16 protein-coding genes are annotated in these 19,620 nt (G+C 66.2%); 1 reads left to right on the forward strand and 15 read right to left on the reverse strand.

Annotation, left to right across the window (positions count from 1 at the left end; translation table 11 throughout):
• Positions 1–232: 232 nt before the first annotated feature.
• Positions 233–574, forward strand: a complete 342-nt coding sequence (locus tag LDO54_RS02735; RefSeq protein WP_224005865.1) for a DUF4148 domain-containing protein — start codon at positions 233–235, stop codon at positions 572–574.
• On the opposite strand, the gene LDO54_RS02740 is transcribed toward LDO54_RS02735, so the two are convergent.
• The 15 genes from LDO54_RS02740 to LDO54_RS02810 form a co-directional block, all read right to left on the reverse strand.
• Positions 559–1,008, reverse strand: a complete 450-nt coding sequence (locus LDO54_RS02740) for a Rieske 2Fe-2S domain-containing protein (protein ID WP_224005882.1) — start codon at positions 1,006–1,008, stop codon at positions 559–561. The genes LDO54_RS02735 and LDO54_RS02740 overlap by 16 nt on opposite strands.
• Before the next feature lie 215 nt (positions 1,009–1,223).
• Entirely contained in the window at positions 1,224–3,188 is a 1,965-nt protein-coding gene (locus LDO54_RS02745; RefSeq protein ID WP_224005886.1) for an acid phosphatase, read from the reverse strand.
• A gap of 210 nt (positions 3,189–3,398) precedes the next feature.
• Positions 3,399–4,388 carry a LysR family transcriptional regulator gene (locus LDO54_RS02750; protein WP_224005888.1) on the reverse strand — a complete coding sequence of 330 codons (990 nt, stop codon included), beginning with the start codon at positions 4,386–4,388 and terminating at the stop codon, positions 3,399–3,401.
• Between the two features lie 149 nt (positions 4,389–4,537).
• Positions 4,538–6,142 carry an EAL domain-containing protein gene (locus LDO54_RS02755; RefSeq protein WP_224005891.1) on the reverse strand — a complete coding sequence of 535 codons (1,605 nt, stop codon included), beginning with the start codon at positions 6,140–6,142 and terminating at the stop codon, positions 4,538–4,540.
• 409 nt (positions 6,143–6,551) lie between these two features.
• Positions 6,552–7,772, reverse strand: a complete 1,221-nt coding sequence (locus LDO54_RS02760) for a glycosyltransferase family 87 protein (RefSeq protein ID WP_224005894.1) — start codon at positions 7,770–7,772, stop codon at positions 6,552–6,554.
• 316 nt (positions 7,773–8,088) lie between these two features.
• Complete coding sequence (gene moeB, locus LDO54_RS02765; protein ID WP_224005897.1) at positions 8,089–9,255, reverse strand: molybdopterin-synthase adenylyltransferase MoeB; 1,167 nt, start codon at positions 9,253–9,255, stop codon at positions 8,089–8,091.
• Between the two features lie 31 nt (positions 9,256–9,286).
• Positions 9,287–10,513 (reverse strand): acyl-CoA reductase, encoded by a 1,227-nt coding sequence (locus tag LDO54_RS02770; RefSeq protein ID WP_224005900.1) that lies wholly within the window; start codon positions 10,511–10,513, stop codon positions 9,287–9,289.
• Entirely contained in the window at positions 10,510–11,979 is a 1,470-nt protein-coding gene (locus tag LDO54_RS02775) for an AMP-binding protein (protein ID WP_224005903.1), read from the reverse strand. Before LDO54_RS02775 ends, LDO54_RS02770 begins: the two co-directional genes overlap by 4 nt.
• A complete protein-coding gene (locus LDO54_RS02780; RefSeq protein ID WP_224005906.1) occupies positions 11,976–12,764 on the reverse strand; it encodes an SDR family NAD(P)-dependent oxidoreductase in 789 nt (262 codons plus the stop codon). The genes LDO54_RS02775 and LDO54_RS02780 overlap by 4 nt, the downstream gene beginning before the upstream one ends.
• Positions 12,765–12,817: 53 nt before the next feature.
• The gene (fabI, locus tag LDO54_RS02785; RefSeq protein WP_224005909.1) at positions 12,818–13,585 is read right to left on the reverse strand and encodes an enoyl-ACP reductase FabI; all 768 of its coding nucleotides are present in this window, start codon (positions 13,583–13,585) and stop codon (positions 12,818–12,820) included.
• A complete protein-coding gene (locus LDO54_RS02790) occupies positions 13,582–14,640 on the reverse strand; it encodes an acyl-protein synthetase (RefSeq protein WP_224005912.1) in 1,059 nt (352 codons plus the stop codon). Before LDO54_RS02790 ends, fabI begins: the two co-directional genes overlap by 4 nt.
• 55 nt (positions 14,641–14,695) lie before the next feature.
• On the reverse strand, positions 14,696–14,935 hold the full coding sequence (locus LDO54_RS02795; RefSeq protein ID WP_224005915.1) for an acyl carrier protein: 240 nt from the start codon (positions 14,933–14,935) through the stop codon (positions 14,696–14,698).
• Positions 14,936–14,969: 34 nt separating this feature from the next.
• A complete protein-coding gene (locus LDO54_RS02800) occupies positions 14,970–15,233 on the reverse strand; it encodes a MoaD/ThiS family protein (RefSeq protein ID WP_224005918.1) in 264 nt (87 codons plus the stop codon).
• Positions 15,230–17,791 carry a malate synthase A gene (gene aceB, locus LDO54_RS02805; protein ID WP_224005935.1) on the reverse strand — a complete coding sequence of 854 codons (2,562 nt, stop codon included), beginning with the start codon at positions 17,789–17,791 and terminating at the stop codon, positions 15,230–15,232. Before aceB ends, LDO54_RS02800 begins: the two co-directional genes overlap by 4 nt.
• Before the next feature lie 415 nt (positions 17,792–18,206).
• Positions 18,207–19,259 carry a YncE family protein gene (locus LDO54_RS02810; protein ID WP_224005938.1) on the reverse strand — a complete coding sequence of 351 codons (1,053 nt, stop codon included), beginning with the start codon at positions 19,257–19,259 and terminating at the stop codon, positions 18,207–18,209.
• Positions 19,260–19,620 lie beyond the last annotated feature (361 nt).

A 19,620-nucleotide genomic window follows, 5' to 3' on the forward strand; every position in this document is an offset into this window, starting at 1 on the left:
GCGCGCTGCAGCGCGTTCAGGCGTGTTGCGGGGCGCGTTTGTATCGGCATGTGTCCACGCCGCGCGCAGACACAGCGCCTTGCAAAAGTGCCGCACTGCGCAAACACGCCAGATACGTGCGGGGCGTCAAATACCTCCATGCCAGTCAGCGACGCCGAACACGGCGAAACGAAGCGGACTGGACGCCGCGCCCGACGCGCGGCTCATTCAACCGAACCTGGAGGTGAATACCATGAAGCTGATCCAATCCCTGATCGTCGCCGCTGTCGTTGCCGTTCCTGCTGCGCTTCCGGCCGCTGCGTTCGCGCAGTCGAATGCGCCGATCACGCGGGCGCAAGTGCGCGCGGAACTCGTGCAGCTGCAACAGGCGGGCTACAACCCGGCCGCCGATTACACGCAGTATCCGCAGAATATCCAGGCCGCGCTGGCGCGTGAAAGCGCGCAGAACGGCGCGGCGGATGCGGCATATGGCGGCGCGGCGAATGGATCGGCGAGCGGGGCGAAGGGCGTTTCGGTGTCGCCTGCTGCGCAGCAGGACGTGCCCGGTCTCGGCCCGATCTACGCGCACTCCTGATGCGTGGCGCGGCGTGTGCCGCCCGCGAGCGGCACGCGCACCCAGACGATGCCGTCGCGTTCGTGCGCCTCGTGGACGGTGGCGTGAATCGCCGCATCGCAGCGCGCCGAAGTCGTGCTGCTGATGAGGCGGATCTGCTGGCCGTTCACGTCGAAGCGCCAGCCGTGCGAGGCGCAGGCGATCAGGCCGCCCGTCACCACGCCGTCCGACAAGGTCTCGCCGCGATGCGGGCAGCGGTCGTCCCAGACGTGGATGCCGCCTTCGCCGTCGCGCCAGACCACGAGCTTCGCGCCGTCGAGCGTGGCGGCGCGCGCGCTGTTGTCCGCCACGTCGGCGCTCGCGCACAGCGGCGTCCAGCGCGGCGCGGCGTCGTGCGAGGACGCGTCCAGCAGGGTCGATAACGGATTCAGCAGCGGATTCAACGGCTCATTCATCGGCGCAATTCAGAAAGCAGAAAGCCGGCGCGCGGCCGGCAGGTTCGCAAGGGAATCGTCCGATAGTAATGGATCGCGCCGCGGTTTGCCTCGCGCCATGCAAAAAGCCCCGGCAAGCCGGGGCTTTTGTTCATCGAGGCTGAATCGGCCGATGAAGCGACAGATGCATCGACAGATGCATCGGCAGATAAACCGGCCGATCAATCAGCGCCGCATCACGACGACAGCTTCACCGACACGCCCGTCGACGTATACACCGGCGTGGCCTTGAAGCCGTCGACGGTCACGCTCGTGAAGGACTTCGTCGCGCCGCCGCCTTCGATCAGGTCGAGCGTGTCGCCGGCCTTCGGCGTGTAGCCGTTGACGAACTTCACGTGCAGCGCGCCGCCCGCGATCGTGAGCTGGCCGCCCACGCGCAGACGTCCGCCGCCGTTGCCGTCGATATCGAGTTCGAGCGTGGTGTTGGCGAGCTGCGTGTACTTGCCCGTCACCGCGACCGGCGCGCTGGCGCTCACGGCCACGCCGCCGGCGCCCACGTAGACGTCGCCGCTGCCGAACGCGTTCGCGGATCCGGCCGCGAGCACGCCGCCGCTGATCTGCGTGCCGCCGCTATAGCTGTTGTTGCCCGCGAGCGTGAGCGTGCCGCTGCCTTGCAGCGTGAGCTTGCCCGTGCCGCCGATGTCGTTGCGCCACGTGTCGGCGGCGTTGAAGCCGCCCTGGGTGGCGTCCATCGACACGACCACGTTGCCGTTGAACTGGCCGTAGCCGTCGCCGGCCGCGAACATGTTCAGGCGGCCCCAACCTTCGGCGTCGTCCATCACCGGATAGCCCGAGGCGAGTTCCGTCGTCTTGAGCACGACGCGGCGCTGGTCGGCGCTCAGGTACGGGAAGCGCGTTTCGAGCAGCACTTCGGCGCCCTTGGGCACGACCGGCGGCGCTTCGGTCGACTCGATCGGCGAGAAACCGAAGGTCATGCGGCGCGCGAATTCGGTCTTGTTGGTCGCGTAGTCGGCGAAACGGTCGGTCGTGGCCGTGCCCGAATGCGCGTAGGCGGAGAAGCTCGTCGCGGTGGTGCCCGTGGCCTGCATCAGCGCGCTGTGCGCCTGCGTGTAGGCCGCGCTCTTGAGCGTCGCGTTGGCCGGATCGTAGAGATTCGCGGCCGTGGCGGCGAGCGCGAACATGCGGCCGCCGATCACGTCGAGCGGCGAGTGCATGCCCGCGAGAATGCGGTTTTCGCCGAGTTCGAGACCGCGGCTCGCCATTTCCTGGAAGCGCTCGGGCACGACGTAGGCCATCGTCATCGCGTCGCGCATCGCTTCGGCTTCGTGGCCGCTGATGAAGCCGCCGTCGGTCGACGGCGTGGTGCTGATCGCGGGCACGAGCGTCGGATCGACCACCACGGCGGTGCTCCAGCGGAACGGGCGCGCGTACTTGTAGAAGCGCTTGGCCGGTTCCGTCGAGGCGTTGTTGCCCATCGTGGTGAGCAGATCGACGACCTTGCCGAAGGTGGCGTTGGTCGTGCTGCCGACGCCGACGTTGTTGCCCGAGTCGTTGTAGAGCGTCGTGGTGGCGTCGGACGGAATCGACGTGATGCTGGTGGTCTGCTGCGCCGCCGTGCGCCAGGCGCTCGTGAGCGGGCCCATGCCGTCGGTCACGCTGTAGCCCTTGCCGCGACGGTCGTCGTAGTAGGCCGCGTCGGCCTGCGCCTGGGTGCGCTGCGTGGTGGCGTTGACCACGTACTGCACGTTCGCCGTGTGCACGGTGTTGTTGAGCACGGCGCCGCCGGGCGTGCCGTCGTTGGGCAGGCCGGTCCACGTCGATTGCGTGACGGCGGGGAACGAGCCGTTCGCGGCGGCGCTCACGCCCGCGTCGACGAGCAGCGTCAGCGGCTGCCAGATGTCGAGGAAGCGCGCGCCCACGCGCACGCCCGCGTTGGTCGCGAGCGTCGCGTAGCGCGCGTCGCCGCGCTGGTTCGTCGCGATGTTGTCGACGAAGGCGGGCACGTCGGGAATCGGCGCGTTATCGACGAAACCGGGATCGGCGGGCGCGGCGGGAATCGCGCTCGTGGTCGTCGCGGCGTCGTGACTGCCGCCGCAGGCGGCCAGCGCGGCGAAGCTCGACAGCACCGCGAGGCGCAGGGGAAGAAGGCGGCGCGAAGCGCGGCGGTGTGAAGCGGACATCAGGGAACTCCGTCGTCGTGGTTAACGGCGGCGGATTATGGTCATGCCCCATTACTCGCGAATTACAGAAATATTTCGTAAGTGTTAATCCGTTCACTATCTGAAAGTCGGAAAGGCGGCGATAAAGGGCGAAAGCCGCGCCATGAAAAGGCTTTAAACGGATTGAGCCGCGCCGGAATAGCGAATCGAAACAACGCTCTAATTGCGTGTTTATTTTTGCGTGCTGGCCGATTTACGCGCGCGCGGCGTGCTGGCGGCAGCGCCCGCGCTCGTGGCGGCCAGACGCGGCGACACCATTTGCTTACCGCGATGGCGGACTTCCTTACTGAATTCGAGGCAGGTCTGCGTCATCAGATCGGTCGAGCGATAGACCATATAGACGTCGTAATCCGGCAATTCGTCGCGGATCGGCAGCGGCTTGAGCGCGTCGGGATTGAGCACGAGCGGGCCGGTGCGCCCGTAAAACACGAAATCGGACCAGACGCTGATGACGTCGGTGCAGGTCGCGAGCTGCAAGCCGAGCAGATTCGAACTGCTGAGCACGACGTTGCGCGGCATTTCCAGCCGATGCAGGCGCATCAAACTCGCGAGCGGGCTGCCGGGATCGTCGAGCGGATCGAGCGAGAGCCATTCGGCGTCCATCAGCGAGCGGATGCGCGTGGTGCGGCCGAGCGGATGGCCGGGCCGCGCGGCCACCAGCATGCCCACCGAAAAGAGCGGCTCCCACTGGAAGGCGTTTGTGCCCGGGCCGCTGTTGGTGGAGATCAGCGCGATGTCGAGATGGCCTTCGCGCAGGCCTTCGAGGATCTGCTGCGGGCGCATTTCATAGGCGTGAATCGCCACGCCCGGATAACGCGCGCGAAACGCGGCGATCGCCTCGGGCAACGGGCCGCTCGACGCGACGGCGGAAAAGCCGATGTTCAGCTGCGCTTCGGCGTGGCCGCGCATCGACTCGATGTCTTCGAGCGCGTGCCGCAATTCATGCTCGACCACGCTCGCGCGCTTGACCAGCGCGCGGCCATAGGGCGTGAGGCTCACGCCGCGCACGGAGCGCGAGATCAGCGTCACGCCGAGTTCGCGTTCGAGTTCGGCGATGGCTTTCGAGAGCGCGGGCTGCGAGACGTGCAGGCTGCGCGACGCGTTGTGCATGCTGCCGTGCTGCGCAAGCGCGAGCAGGACGCGCAACTGATGCAGTTTCATCGGCGGGCGTCCTCGCGCGCGGTGACGATGCCGGTCGATCGGGAATACAGCGGGCGCTCGTGATGCATGGCAGGCCGATTGTTGGGAGTCGAAAGACGGATTGTGAAGTCTTTCGTCGGCGCTGAGAAGCGGGCGATATCCCGACCAGGCTAGAGCGTCGGCTGTGAATCCGCCGATGCGCGTGTGTGCGCCTGCGCGCGATTCTGGCCGATCCAGCGCACGAGCTCCTGCGCCGCCATCGCCTTCGCGTAGTACCAGCCTTGCCCGTACTGCACGCCTCGTTCGCGCAGCCACGCGGCCTGCGCCGCCGACTCGACGCCCTCGGCCACGATCTCGACATTCAGCTCGTGCGCCATCGCGATGATATGCGGCGCCACGACGCTCGACGCGCTCTCTTCGACGACCGTATCGACGAACGATTTGTCGATCTTCAGGACATCGACTTCGAAGGTCTGCAGGTAGGCGAGGCTCGAATAACCGGTGCCGAAATCGTCGATATAGACGGGATGGCCCGCTGCCCGGAAGGCGGCGATCACGCCGCGCGTGGTGTCGTGATTCATGAAACTGCGCTCGGTGGCCTCGATGCGGATCTGTTGCGGCGCGATGCCCGTTCCGGCCAGCGACGCATCGAGCCGGTTCAGAAAACGCAGGCTCGACAGGTCCTCGGCGCTGACGTTGATCGTGACATAGAAGGCCGGATTGGCGACCAGCAGCGAAACCAGTTGTGCGAGGGTCTTTTCCAGCACGAGATCGGTCAGCGGCTGAATCAGACGGTTGTCTTCGGCGACGCGCACGAAGACTTCGGGCGAGATGCTGCGGCCATTGAGCGTCCAGCGCACCAGCGCTTCGACGCCGACGCATTCGCCGTCGGCGAGCCGCACGACGGGCTGATACACCACGTCGATCTTGCGTCGCGCGATGGCCCATTCGAGCGTGGCGGGAAACGACAGTTGCCGCGTGATGCGCCGATAGACCAGCCAGCCGAACGCCGCCGCCACGACGACGCCGACGGCGAGCCAGGTCGCGAGCACCTTGGGCCAGTCGCCGAGCACGCTGCCGCGCGGCGACCGGACGACGACGCCGAGCGGACGCGTCGCCGATTGCGCCACCGCGTAGTACCACTGATCACTTTTCACGTCGCCGCCGTGCTTCCACGCATCGAGCATTTCGGCGGGATCGACGCCGGGCGAAATCGCCATCAGCGTGCCGGTCGTGATCTGGATCGCGGCGATCGGACGCCGCGCCGGATCGATGAGATCGACATAGGAACCGGAATCGACCGACACGTAATTGCCATTGCGGCCGATCTGAATGTCCTTGCGCACGTCGCTGAGCGGACTCTTCTGGCGGAACCAGACGAGATAGCCATCGGCGCTGCGATAGTCGGGCGGCGGCAGCGCGATGTTTTTCGTGCTGATGTCGCCGAGCAGCGGCGAGCAGAGATAGTGGCCGTCGCCATACGCGCCCGCGTCCTGCACGTAGCGATAGTTGTAGACCACGCGCGCCGCCTGATGCAGCCGATCCGGCGAGCAGACCGGACCGGGAATGCGGTCGAGATCGGAGAGCGCGGCGAAGGCCTGATACGTCACGAGCTCCGCGCGCATGACCGCCTTGTTTGCAAACTCACGCAGTTCCTCGCGGTCGCGGCTCTCGGCGTCCTTGCTGGCGACATAGACGCTGATGAGCACCGGGCCGATCGTCGCGAGACAGCCGAGGGCAATCGAAGCCGAAATCAGCGTGAGGCGCTTGATCATGTCGAAGCCGTATCGGTGAGGGGGATGGCAGGGAATTCGCTTTATGTCGCTGTCTCGACAACATCAGCCTGAAGCATAGCGTTTTGCGCTCCGTTTTCAACGAATGCAGACATTGCAATGGCGATAATGCGAGGCAGGTATTTTTTTTGGTGCACCAGGTCTTCAGTGCTTCGACAGCGAACGCGGTTTCGGCGCTGGCGGGGTGAGCGAGATTGTGCCCAATGCTGCGAGTCCGGGCGATGCGGACAAGGCCCGTTGGCGGCGGGCCTTGAGGCTGAGATCGCAGTGCGATGCTCGCCGGGCGGAAGATCCGTGACGTGGCGATGTTGATTGATTAGCGCGTGTGAAGACGTGTTGCCGGACGCTCGCTCATATCCCTGAGTGCCACCAGGCGATCGAATTCGTCCTCTTAAATTGTGCTCCCGCGCAGGTCGTGCCCGGAGCAACTGCGGTCCTGACTGCGTTTCGCTACGAGTGCAACCCGACGCACATTCATCCCGAGCAGGCATGCGAGGACGAACGGCGCGACCTGAAGATGCAAGGCGCTGGCGAGCGGACTCATGACCACCGGCAATAGCCAGGCGGCGACGAGAACCTCCCGTTCGCCGCGCAACCAGCCATCCCGCAACCCGATCAGCGCCAACCAGGCAATCGGAAAGGCCAGCCACGCAAGGTCGTAGTCGAACACATACGGACTCACGAGGAAGGTGGCCGTCATCAACGCCGCTCCGCGCAATCCCCAATCCTGGGAACGCCGCCACACGAACCAGACAGCGAGAACAGCGCATCCCGCGCCGATCGCATGGACGAGGTATGCGCTACCGACAGGCGCACCGAGCAGGCGCATCAAGGCGAAAGCGGTCGGCATCTTCGGCCAGGGCAGAAAGCCGCCCTCGAGAAATACGCGTGCATAACGAAGACTTCCGAGGCAGGCAGTCAGCGTGGACGTCCCTAGCGTCAGCGAGCCGAGCGCCAGAGAAATCACCGCCGTCGTCGCCGCCGCGATGATCGCGCGCCACGCACCAATCGCCAGCAAGGCGACAGGAAACAGCAGAGCGAGATGGGGCTTGATGGCGAGGAGGCCGATGAACACACCGGCCAAAACAGGGCGCCGCTTCAGGCAGAGCACGGCCGCTGCCGCCAGGGTCGCAGTCAGAAACGCATTCTGGCCATGAAAGATATTCATCCATAGTCCAGGGAAGGCCGCTATGCACCACTTTGCATGCGTATTCCAGACGACGCGGCGCAATGCCAGCAAATACAGGCATAACGTCGGCAAGATGAAGGCCCAATACGCAACGATATAAGGCAGCAATGCCAAAGGCAAAACGAGTAAATAAAAAGTCGGCGGGTAATACCACACGAAAACCGATTGCGATGCCGGTACGCCGATCTTTTCAGCCGCGAACAATAACGGGATCTGGTAGGCGTCCGCTGCGTGTCCCGCAAGTGCGAGATGCGATGCGGCCCAAAACGTGATGAAGTCGTAGCCGAGTGGCTTGCCTTTCATGTCCACCATGTCTTTCGACATCACGATCCAGCAAATGGCTGCGAGTATGAACATACCCAGCAAGATGCGAGGGTAATTCGTGAAGCGCTCCCGATCCAGCCAATGGTGTTTGATGGACATGTGGTACTCCCCCGATTGTCTTCTTTTCTATGAAGAGACTGGCCGCGGCAGCGATCGTCCGGGGCGAAACGCTGCGTGACGGGCTGTCTCTCACTAATAGTTAAGTGCAAGCATTGCCATTCGGTCCGTGCGTGCTGATCGCATCTTGATTCGGCGCGATTGTGCTCCGCCAGACCGATGCGAGGTCATTGCGCAGTCACAGACTAGGGCGCTGCGGGAGTGGAGTCTGTCGGGGATTATCCTGAGACTTTGAGCGCTTCCTAACATTATTCGTCTCGCATGGTGTTGCGGTTCGGTATGCGTGCGGTAGCCGTTTTTAGCGCGCCACGCCATCAGTCCCACGGCCAATGAATCGCGACCCCGCCTCGCAACGCCGATCCGACTGTCCACCATCCGCGTCACTCAGGCGCTCGCCGCAACAAGGACAATCGGGATCCCTCTGAAGCGCGATGCGATTGAAGCGCATGCCGAGCAAGTCGAGTTCCAGAAGCGTGCCCGTTAGCGGCTCGCCGATTCCGAGAATCAGCTTGATGGCCTCCGTCGCCTGCAAGACGCCGATCACACCGGGCAGCACGCCCAGCACGCCCGCCTGCGAGCAATTGGGCGCGAGCGCGGCGGCGGGCGGCGCGGGAAACAGGCAGCGATAACAGCCGCCTCGCGCGCGCGCCGGCCAGAACACCGCGACCTGCCCGTCGAACGACTGCACCGCGCCGTACACGAGTGGAATCTGCAGTGCCGCGCAGGCATCGTTGACGAGATAGCGCGTGGCGAAATTATCCGAACCGTCGACGACGACGTCGTGATCGCTCAGCATCGCGATGGCATGGTCCGTATCGAGCCGCGTGCGTCGCGCCGAGATCGCGATGCGCGGATTGATCGCGAGGAGCGCGCGCGTCGCCGAATCGACTTTCGGCACGCCGATGTCGGCGTCCCGATGCAGGATCTGGCGCTGGAGGTTGCTACGCTCGACCACGTCGTCGTCGATCAGCGTGATGTGGCCGACACCCGCCGCGGCGAGGTAGAGCGCCGCGGGCGATCCGAGTCCGCCCGCGCCAATCAGGGCGACTCGCGCCGCGCCGAGCGCGCGCTGGCCTTCGAGTCCGATTTCCGGCAAGCGCAGGTGCCGCGCATAGCGGTCCAGAAATTCGGGGTCGGCCGCCGCGGCGCTCATCGGCAGTTGCGCCGCCTGCCAGGCCTGCGTGCCGCCCCGTACCGATGCGAGCCGCGTGTAGCCGCATCGTTGCAGCGCCTCGGCGCATTGACGCGAGCGCACGCCGCTCGCGCAGATCAGCATGACGGGCGCGTGGAGATCGGCGAGCCATTGCGCGGGCGCGGCTTCGAGTTCGGCGCGGCTGACGCCGATGGCGCCCTCGGCCATGCCCGCCGCGCGCTCGCCGCTCTCGCGCACGTCGATCAGGACCGCGCCGGTTCGCTGGCGCGCGTGCGCTTCCTGGGGAAGCAATTCGTCGATCGGGGTCTGCATGGTGTTCCTCCGTGCGCCGCCCGCGTCGGGGTCAGGCAACGCTCACGAGTCGGGTGAATTCGCGCAGCAGATCGTAGCCGTCCCAGACCGGGTCGAAGGCGAGCGCGCCGCCGAGCGGCACGATGCGGTCGAGCGCGCGTCCGCCCAGCCGCTTCGCGAAGTCGCTCATGCGTGCCGCCGTGAAGCCGTAGTAGCTCAAGGTCTGGTCCTGGCGCAGCAGCAGCGCGGCCAGTTCGTCGAGCGAGTCGAGCCGGCGCTGCGCGAAGCTGCCTGTACCGAGCCAGCGGCGCGGCGGCGCGGCGCCGGGCGCGAGATCGACTTGCGCAATGGCGTTGCCGCAGAAGCGGATCGCGTCCACTTGCGCGTCGACGGCCAGGCCGTAAGTCGCGACCTGCTTTTCGATGGCCATGGCGGCGTCGAGTTGCGGGCCGCGCGTCTCGATGACTTCGGTGAGCGCGCCGAAAAACGCGTGTTGCGCACGCGCGACCTCGGGCGCGGCGCCGATCCAGAAGGTCGTGCCCGGCGATGCACAGGCCGCCTGACCAAATAGATAGGCATCCGTATGAAAAAATTCGGCGGCACGGCGTTGGGCGGGCGAGTCGTCGGCGAGATAGGCGGCTGCGTCGATCACGGCGAAGGAGCTGCGGTTGGGGAACGTCAGATCGCGCGCGTGAGGCGCGATCGGTGCACGGCGGATCTGCTGGATCGCCGCGTCGCCGCCCCAGAGCACGCGCAGATCGCAGGCCGACGACAGCGCGGCGGTCGTCGCCTCGTCGGCGCGATCGTAGCTGGCGATACGCTGAGTCGCGGCGATGACGGGCGCGGCGTCGCGCGCGGTATCGTTCAAGATGTCGAGCACGGGCTGGAGCACCGCGCCGCCGCGCGTGGAGATCCGCACGACGTTGCAGTTGCCCGCGAGCGCGGCCAGCGCCCATGAATACATGAACACGGTGTCGGCGTTCCCGGGCGCGACATGAAACAGCAGGCCGCGCGGAAAACGCAACTGGCGCGGTCCTGATTCGAGCCGCGCCAGTTCCGTTTCAAGGCGCTTGCGCCGCAGGAACGCGCCCAGCGGCGCGAGTTCGGGAAACGCGCGCGCGAGCGCGGGATGGCGCAGGCGCTGGCCGACTTCATCGAGGAAATCGAGCACGCGCGCGTCGCCGGTCGCGAGCGGCGGCGCGGCGCGCTCGCGCAGCAGCGGCGCGAGCAATGCGTCGGCGTCGCACGCGTGCGAGAAGGGGAACAGCACCGAGATCATGCGGCCGTCCCGTCGATGCTGGGTTGGGCCACAGCGGTGTCCACGGAGGTGTCCAACGCGGCATGCGCGGCCGCCGCGAGCATCCGGTAATCGACCTTGCCGTTGCTCAGCACCGGCAAATGCTCGATCGCGCGCGCTTCCACGCCACGGCGATTCAGACGCAGCCGCTCGGCCACGTTGCGCGCGAGGCGATCGAGCCGGGCCGGGTCCGGCTCGCCTTCGCACCACAGCACGATGGCGTCGTCGTCGCGCGACACCGCCGCGCTCGCGCCGGGCGCGCCCGCTTCCGAGGCGAAGCGCTCGACCGCGTCGAGATTGATGCGCAGGCCGAAGATCTTGGCCATCCGCTTGAGGCGGCCTTCGAGAAACAGATAGCCGTGCGTGTCGAAATGGCCGATGTCGCCGGTCTGCAGCACGCCGTGGTGCTCGTCGCCGTGCGCGAGAGCGGCGGCGGCGTCCGCGTAGCCCATCATCACGCTGGGCCCGTGAAAAATCACTTCGCCGCTGATGTCGGGCGCCTGCGTCTCGACGCCGTCTTCGGTGCGGATCGTCAGACGCGCGCCCGGCACGGCCAGTCCCACCGATGCGCTGCGCGCGTGCAACTGGTCGGCGGGCAGCACCGCCATGCGCGCGGTCGCCTCGGTCTGCCCGTACATCAGATGGAATCGGCCGCCGACGCGCTCCATATCGCCCGCGACGAGTTCGGCGAGTTCCGCGCGCATGCGGCTGCCCGACTGCGTGAGCACGCGCAGCGACGGGTGCGCGCCGGGGCGCCAGTGAAGGCGGGCCAGCAGCTCGTAGGTGTGCGGCACGGCGGCGAAAGAGGTGGCGCGATGGCGGTCGACGGCGCTCCAGAATCCCGGGCTGATGACAGGCTCCGCCGTCACCAGCACCGTCGCGCCAGCGGCGAGATGGCTGTTCAGCACCGAGAGCCCGTAGCCGAGATGAAACGGCAGGCTCGTCGGCGCGACGTCGTGCACGCCGATGTCGAGCGCGGCGACGATCGCATGGGCGTTGGCGAGCACGCCCGCACGCGAGAGGCGCACCATGCGCGCGGCGCCGGTCGAGCCCGAGGTGGTCATCAGCAAGGCCAGTTCCGGGTGTGTCGGCGCGGCGCGTTCGATGCGGCGCAGGCCGTGCAGCGTGCGTTCGTAGCCGATGGGCGGGCGATCGGGCGGCGCATGGTCTTGCCAGATACCGGCGGGCTGGAAGCGCCCGCACAACTCGGCAATCGTGCCCGCATCCGCGTCGGGGGCGAGCAAGGCGACGGGCCGATGCGCGTGCAGCGCGGCGAGGTAGCGGCAGACGCTGTCGATGTCCCAGCCCACGGGCAACAGCAGCAGCCCCGCTGGAAAGCCGCGCAGCTCGCGGCTCATCGCCTCGATGCGCGCATCGAGGTCGCCGCCGAGCAGGGTCGCGCCGCTCGCGGTGTCGATCAGGCAGGCTTGGGCGCCGAACGGGTTCATAGGACGAGTCCTCCATCGATGCCGAGCACCTGGCCCGTGACGAACGACGCCTGGTCGCCGAGCAGAAAGGCGATCACGGCCGCGACTTCGGCGGCGCTGCCGACGCGCCGCAAGGCCGTCTGCGCGCAGCGAGCCTCGATCAGCGCGGGCGGCAGATCGGCGATCAGGTCGGTGTCGATCAGCCCGGGCGCGACCGCGTTCACGCGGATGCCCAGCGGGCCCAGTTCGCGCGCGGCGCTGCGCGCGAGCGCGCCCATTGCCGCCTTGGTGGCCGCGTAGACGCTTTGCCCGGCCGCGCCGCATTCGCCGACGAGCGAGGCGAGCAGGACCATCGCGCCACGGCGGCGGCGCATCATGACCTTCGCGGCCGCCTGAAGCGCTTCGACAGCGCCGAGCAGATTGATATCGACGATCTCGCGCGCAACCGGCGCGTCGATCAAGCCCAGCGGCGTGCTTTTCATGACGCCCGCGCTGATCACGAGTGCGTCGAGGCCGCCGTGCCGCGTCGCCACCGCGCGCACGGCCGGTCCCACCGAGGCGAGGTCGCGCAGGTCGAGTTCGATGCCTTCGACCGGTACGCGGTAGTCGTCGGCGATGCGTCGCGCCTGCGTCTCGGCGGCTTGCTGCCGCGTGCCCGTCAGCACGACGGTCGCGCCGCCCGCGGCCAGTTCGCGCGCCGTCGCAAGGCCGATGCCGCGCGTGCCGCCGATCACCAGCGCGACGCGTTCGGCGCGGCTTGAAGGTTGGGGTTGCGGTTGCGGCGATGAATCGTTCGATCCGGTCATGGTGCGGGGTGCTCCCGAGGTTGGCGCGCGGCGCTCACAGCGTGGGGCCGAAGTCAGAGGCCGGTCACATGAAAACCGCCGTCCGCATGCACGATTTCGCCGGTGGTGGCGGGCAGCCAGTCGGACAGCAGCGCGACGCAGGTGCGCGCCACCTTGCCGGTATCGGCGGTGTCCCAGCCCAGCGGCGCGCGCGCCTGCCACGCGGCGGCGATCTCGTCGAAGCGCGGCTCGCCCCGCGCGGCGGCGGTGCGCAGCGGCCCCGACGCCACGAGGTTCACGCGGATGCCGCGTGGTCCGAGTGCGCAGGCGAGATAGCGCGCCGCGCCTTCGAGGCCGGCCTTCGCCACGCCCATCCAGTCGTAGCCCGGCCAGGCCACGGAGGCGTCGAAATCGATCCCGACGATGGCGCTGCCGGGCGGCATCAGCGGCGAGATCGCATGCGCGAGCGCCGGCAGCGACCATGTCGACACCTGCAATGTGCGCGCCGCGTCGTCCCAGTTCGCCGCGACGAAGTCCGCGCCGATCGCGCCCGGCGGCGCCCACGCGATCGAATGGACGACGCCGTCCACGCGCGGCACGAACTCGCGCGTGCGCTCGGCGAGCGAGGCGAGTTGCGCGGCGTCGGTCACGTCGAGTTCGATGACGGGCGGCGGATTCGGCAGACGCTGCGCAACGTGTTCGACCATGTGCAGCCGTCCGTGTCCGGTGAGCACGATCCGCGCGCCCTCGTGCTGGGCGCGCTGCGCGACGCCGAACGCGATCGAGGCATGGTTGATCACGCCGGTGATCAGCACGCACTTGCCGTCGAGCAGCCCGCTCATGGCGCGCGCGCCGCGCTGGCGGGCGCGTCCGGCGCCGTGTCGGAGCAGCCGCGCGCTTCGGCTTTCGGCAGCCGCCCGAGCACCGAAAAGCGCTTGCCGGGCCATTCGCCGTCGTCGATGCCGTGAATCACGCCGAGATTCTCGGTGAGCAGGATGTGGCCGGGATGCGTGCGCGGCGCGGTGCTCAGGACTTCGAGCACGCCGGCCACGCCGATCGCGGCCTCGCGCCAGGTCTGCGGGTCGCGCACGATGACGTCGGCGAACGGCGGCGAATAGAGGCCGTCGCCCGAGGCCGATTCGACGTGGATGGTGCCGCCTTGCTCGACCATGCCGTAGAAGTTGTGGCAGCGCGCGAGCCCGCACGCGGCGCGAAAATCCGCGCGAAACCGCTCGGGCGAGACCGCCTGGCTGGCGAGCTTTTTCCATCCGCCGGTGTGCAGCAGCACGCCGTTCGACAGATCGAGCGCGCGGCGCGCAGCGTGCGCGTAGAGCCGAGTCCAGACCGGCCCTGTGAAGCCGAAGATCAGGAACGGCGCGTGAGCGTGCCGGGCGAGGAAGCGGTCGAGCGCGTCGGCGTCGACGTTCTGGTCGGCGTCGAGCGCGAACACGTGATCGCGTCCGGCCTGCATCACGCCGAGCACCGTGGCGCCGCGAATCGACGCGCGTTCGCTGCGCACCGAGGCGGGCGTATCGACGATCAGCATCGGCAGCCGCCGCGGACCGATCAGGTTTTCGAGCGTCTGCGCGAGCAAGTGCCGCTGACGTTCCATCGCGGCCCGATCGAGCGCGATCTGGCTCGCGCCCGTGCCCGTCGTCCCCGACGACGTGAGCGTGGCGACCGTTTGCGCGCCGCTGGCGCTCAGCCGGTGCGTCTTGAAGAGGCGCACCGGCAGCCACGGCAGATCGGCCAGCCGCTCGTAGCGCCGCGACGCCGTGTGACCGATCGCATCGAGCACGCGCGCGTAGCCCGCGCACGCGCCGCGATGATGCGCGATCAGCTCGATCAACTGCGCGAGCAACGCGGCTTCGCGTTGCACGTTGGCAGGCGGATTCATGGGCGAATGCATCAGCGCGTCGGCAGCGAGGCAGAGGCGGTGGAGCGGGCGCGATTCATCCCGCGACGCCGAGTTCGCGCAGCGTGGACACGGCCGCCGCGAAGCTGTCCATCTTCAGCGCGCGCGAGGTGTCGATCTCCACACTGAATTCGTCTTCGATCGCGGTGACCAGCAGCACCGCGCCGAGCGAATCCCAGCCCGGCGTTTCCTGGTAGCGCAACGTCTCGTCGGGCTGCGATGCGTCGAGTTCGAGCACGGTGTTGAACACGGGCCGCAGGCGGGCTTCGAGTGACATGTCAGGCTCCAGCGTGATGAGGTGGCGCGCCGGGCTAGCCGCCCGAAATGGCTGTCATGATCTGGACGGCGTCGCCCGAAGCGAGCGGCCGCGAGAGATCGCTGCGAACGACTTCGTTATTGACGGCGATCCGCACGGTGCGCCGCAGCGCCCCGGGCGTGTCCATCAACAGAGGCTCCAGTTCCGGGTAGTCGTCGAACAGGAAACGCAGCGCCTGCGCGAGCGTGCCGCCGTCGTAGCCGATATCGCGGCGGTATTGCACGTAGCGCAGCAGCGTGCCCGAAAACACGAAATTCATTGCGGCCTCCAGCCGGGCGGCGGCGCGCTTGCGCGACCGCCTTCCGGGTAGAACGTTTCGATGGCGTCGCCCGCGTTTTCGCCGGATGCCGTGAGCAGACGGTGCACGAACTGAAGCGCGTCGCCTTGCCGGCGCGCGCGCGTGAGCACTTCGCCGCGATCGAACAGCATGTAGGGACGGCGCAAGCCGATGTGAATCCGCTCGACGCGCTGCGCGAGGCCCGCGAGCAGCGCCGGATGTTCGGCGAGGCGCGCGAAGACCAGCGCTTCGCGACTGTCGCCGACGAAATCGCAGACGTGCTCCGAATACCACTGATCGGCCAGCTCGCACGCGTGCCGATGAACGGTGAACGGATGGCGGGCTTGCGCGAGGGCTTCGTCGGCGTCGTCGTTATCGCTTTGCGAGAGATCGCGATTGCGCAAGACGGGGCGCTCGTCGATGTCGTCGTGCGTATCGAGCAGGCTCGCGAGGCTCTCGGGAATGCGCCCCGGTTCCGCAGCCAGCGTGTCGGGCGATTCGATGCGCACGCACACTTCCTGAAGCCGGATGCGCGCGATGCGCTGGCCCCGGCTCGACGCGATCTCCACGTCGACGTCCTGAAGCGTGTGAAAGCGCCGCGGATTCCACGTCCGCACCTCGGTGACGACATCGAGTTGTTCGCAATCGAAAAACGTGGCGGGTTCGAGGTAGTCGATGTCGAGCGCGATCGGCACGAAGCCAGTTGCATGGTCGCGGATCATCGCGGCATGCGCGACGGCGTGTTCGATCAGCCACGCCGACCAGCCCATGAAGGCGAACGAGAAGGCCGCGCGCGGCTTGAGTTGCAGATGCGTGAACATGCCGCTGCTGCTGGTGAGCCGCAATGTCGTGAGGCGGCGCGGCGCGGTGGGCTGGGTGAGGTGTTGCGCGCCGCTTGCGGACGATGTGCCCGACGGCGCAGGATTGGTGGGCTCGGTCAGCATCGCGTAACCGCGCAAGGTCATGAATGCCGGGCACGACGCGCGCATCGTGACATCCTCGAACAGCACGCGCGCGCGTGCGAGGTTGCGCGGGTCGAGCGGCGTGCTCGATGATGCGCAAGATTGCGCGCGGTATTGCGCGATTTCATCGTCGAGCAACGCCGCGACGAGTGCGTGAGTGATCGTGCGTCCATCGACGAGCCGGGTGCCGTGATGCAGCCACTGCCAGACCTGCATGCGCGCAATCTCGACCGTCGCCGCGCCCTCCATCAAGCCGAACAGCCGCACCGAGCCGCGTCCGCGCAGCCACGCGTCCAGATAACGGATCGCGACCGCGATATTCGCCCGCAGACCCGCCTCGGTGACGCCCGTGCCCAGCCGCTCCACGGCGACGAGCGTTTGTGCCGGCATCGTGGCTTCGCCCAACGGCCGGTCGATCTGATTCGGCCGTCCTTCGAGTACGCGCCCGAACGCGACATGACATACCGGCACGAGATCAGGATGAACGACCCACGTGCCGTCGAAGCCCTCGTCGGCCTCGCTCTCCTTGTCGCGCCGCACGGCATCGATCGCACGCGCGCGCGCGACGGGGTCGTGGCGGTCGGGAATCTGCGTGGATACGCCGCCCAGTGCATGTGCTTTGCGCCGATGGCAGGTCTGCACCAGACGCTCCGCATAAGCGCGCAAGAAGCGCTGCGACGCGCTCAGTTGCGAGCGATCGGGAAAGACGCATGCCTCGCGTTCCTTGAACACCTTGGCAATGCTAAATAAATAGTCCCAGCGACCTGCGGAGAGTCCGCTTGCATAGGGACCGAGCGCATGCAGGATTTCATCCATCTGCCAGGCCGCGCCGATATGCTCGATGATCGCGGTCGCGCGAATGCTGCCGCGTGGTACAGGCAGCGCCTTCTCCGCGAATTCGAAGACGTCGTGCCAGAGCCTGGCTTCGGCGGCACGCTCGAGTTTGGGTAGATAGAAATAGGGTCCGCTGCCGCGCGCGATCAGCGTCTGCGCGCAGTGATAAAAATACAGTCCGAAGTCGACGAGGCTGGCGCAGGCCGGCGCATTCGCGATGCGCAAATGGCACTCGGGAAGATGCCAGCCGCGCGGCCGCACGACGATGGCCGTTTTCGCGGCGCCGATTCGATAATCGCGCCCCGACACGTCGTGATACTCGATCGTGCCTTCCACGGCCTCGCGCAGATTGCGCTGGCTGATCATCGCGTTGTGCCAGGTCGGCGACATGGCGTCTTCGAGGTCCGCGATCCATACCTGGGCGCCCGCGTTGAGCGCGTTGATGACGACCTTGCGGTTCTCGGCGGGACTCGCGATTTCCACCCGGCGATCGACGAGATCCGGGGGCGGGGGCGGAACGCGCCAGCTGTTGTCGTTGCGGATGCCTGCCGTATCGGCGAGAAAGTTGAATGATTCGCGGCTGGTGGATTGCGATAACGTCTCGCGTTCGGCCAGCAGTGCATTGCGCCGTGCGCCGAATGAATCATGGAGTGCCCATACGAAATCGAGTGCGCCGTTTGATAACACGTCGCTAAAGGGCGCGATTAACTGGCGGTGGATCGCGTTGCAATCGAATGTAGCCATTTCGCGCGGGCATTCCGGTGAATTTCAGGCATGCGGAAGCAACGCGGCGCGCGCAACGGCGCGTCGCATGACGGATACGGTATGCACGTATCAAAACATCCGGTTTCGAACGGCTGGAAAAGCGCGTCTGCTGCGGGAGCGGACGAAATGCTGTCTTATTGATAGGCGATTTGCCTGATCAATTCAAGCGTCGAACTAATCCGGTTTATATGTTCCATGCGCATTAAATAGAAATAATGAAACCCGGAGGATTACGCCTCAGCTATTTTTTCTGGCCTAATTAGGTGTGCATCCGATCGAACAGATTGTGCGGAATCAGGTTAGTTATCAGTCATCTCGTAGCGTAAGTGACGGTCGCGCGGATCGAAGTGAGCAACTCGTCGCGCGCGGACCGTGAACTCAAATCATCCAACCCTCAGCGCAGCACCTTCACGCACCCACTGGCGCAATGCGCATCGCCCGCTGCAATCGGTGCAAAAAACGCATTGCCATCGGCCGCAATCGAGTGCGCCGCTTTACCCGTCGGCACATTGCGCAGCCAGCGCTTGCTGTGCGCGTCGATGAATCCGATCACCGGGCCACCGGGATTGGCGACTGCGGCAAGACCATAGCGCCCGGAAGCGGCGTCGTACCAGACCTCGTCCGAACCGCCCACCTGGTCGAACGAAGCGGTTTCCGCGCCGGTACGCGAATCGATCAACAACGACTTCGCTGGAAATCCGGCTTCGACCGCATCGTTGCTGCAACCGACCAGGATCTGACCGTCGGGGCCAGCGGCGAGCCCCGCGGGCATGCAACGCGCGACGTGAATCATGCGCTCCAGTTTCGCGCTGCGTGGCTCGATCACCGCGATGCCGCCATCTTCCTTGTGTCCGTCGAGTACCGGTACGGCAAGAAATAGCTTCTTCGTTGTCGGTTCCCAAACCGGCTGCTCGATGCCGTCTGTTGCCTGGGGCAGCACGAGTTTCGCCTTCACTTCATAGGGCGCGCGCGTGGAAATCAGCGAAACGAACGGCGGGTCGTCGGCATTATTGGCGGCGGCGATCAACTGGTCTTGCGAATCGTAGGCCAACTCGTCGACCCGCTTGATGCCGCCGGTCGAGACCGTCGCGAGCATCTTCTTCGACGCGATATCGATGACCTTGACGTTGCTATTGCCGTCGCCTGCCCAAATTTGCTTGCCGACGATGACGATGCCATTCGGCCCGCCCATGTCGGTCGCTTTCGCGCCGGAGAATCCGGTCAACCGGCCTGTGTAGCGAAGCGTATGGGTGTCAAACAGATCGATGGACGCATTCGATCGGTCCGCGAGCGCATAGAGACCGTGGCTTGCATAGCCAATATCGAAGCTTGCGAGCGGCGCACCGGGAATGGCGAGCGTTTCCTCAGGCTGCGGCGTTTTCGCGCAAACGGAAACGCCAATGAGCAAACTGATGGCTGCGACAACGCTGCGCTGAATAAGGGTCATGAGCGGAGAGATGAAAGATGAACGGTGGAAAGGGCGTGAGTTCGATCTCGACAGATCACGAAGGAATTCACCCCGCGCACGCGATTTTGCACCGACGCTCCTTAAGAGAAGGTTAGATGGGAAATCATCTTCGGAAAATTCGTTCGTGCAATTGGCTGGAAAGAAATAGGCGATCGATTCGTTGGTTACTCAACTGATTGTGACAATCCGGTTAAATAAAAAATGATGGCTATCCAGTTCTTTCCGGGTATTTCATGGCGTTAAGGATTTCATAAGCAGGCTTGTCTTAGGCTCCGTGCCGTTCCGTTCGGCCTTGTGTTCCGTTCGGTTCATTTCAGATGAACCGGTGCGAAATCGCACC

The organism is Paraburkholderia tropica (assembly GCF_914484835.1).
In the GTDB taxonomy this organism is placed as follows: domain Bacteria; phylum Pseudomonadota; class Gammaproteobacteria; order Burkholderiales; family Burkholderiaceae; genus Paraburkholderia; species Paraburkholderia tropica_A.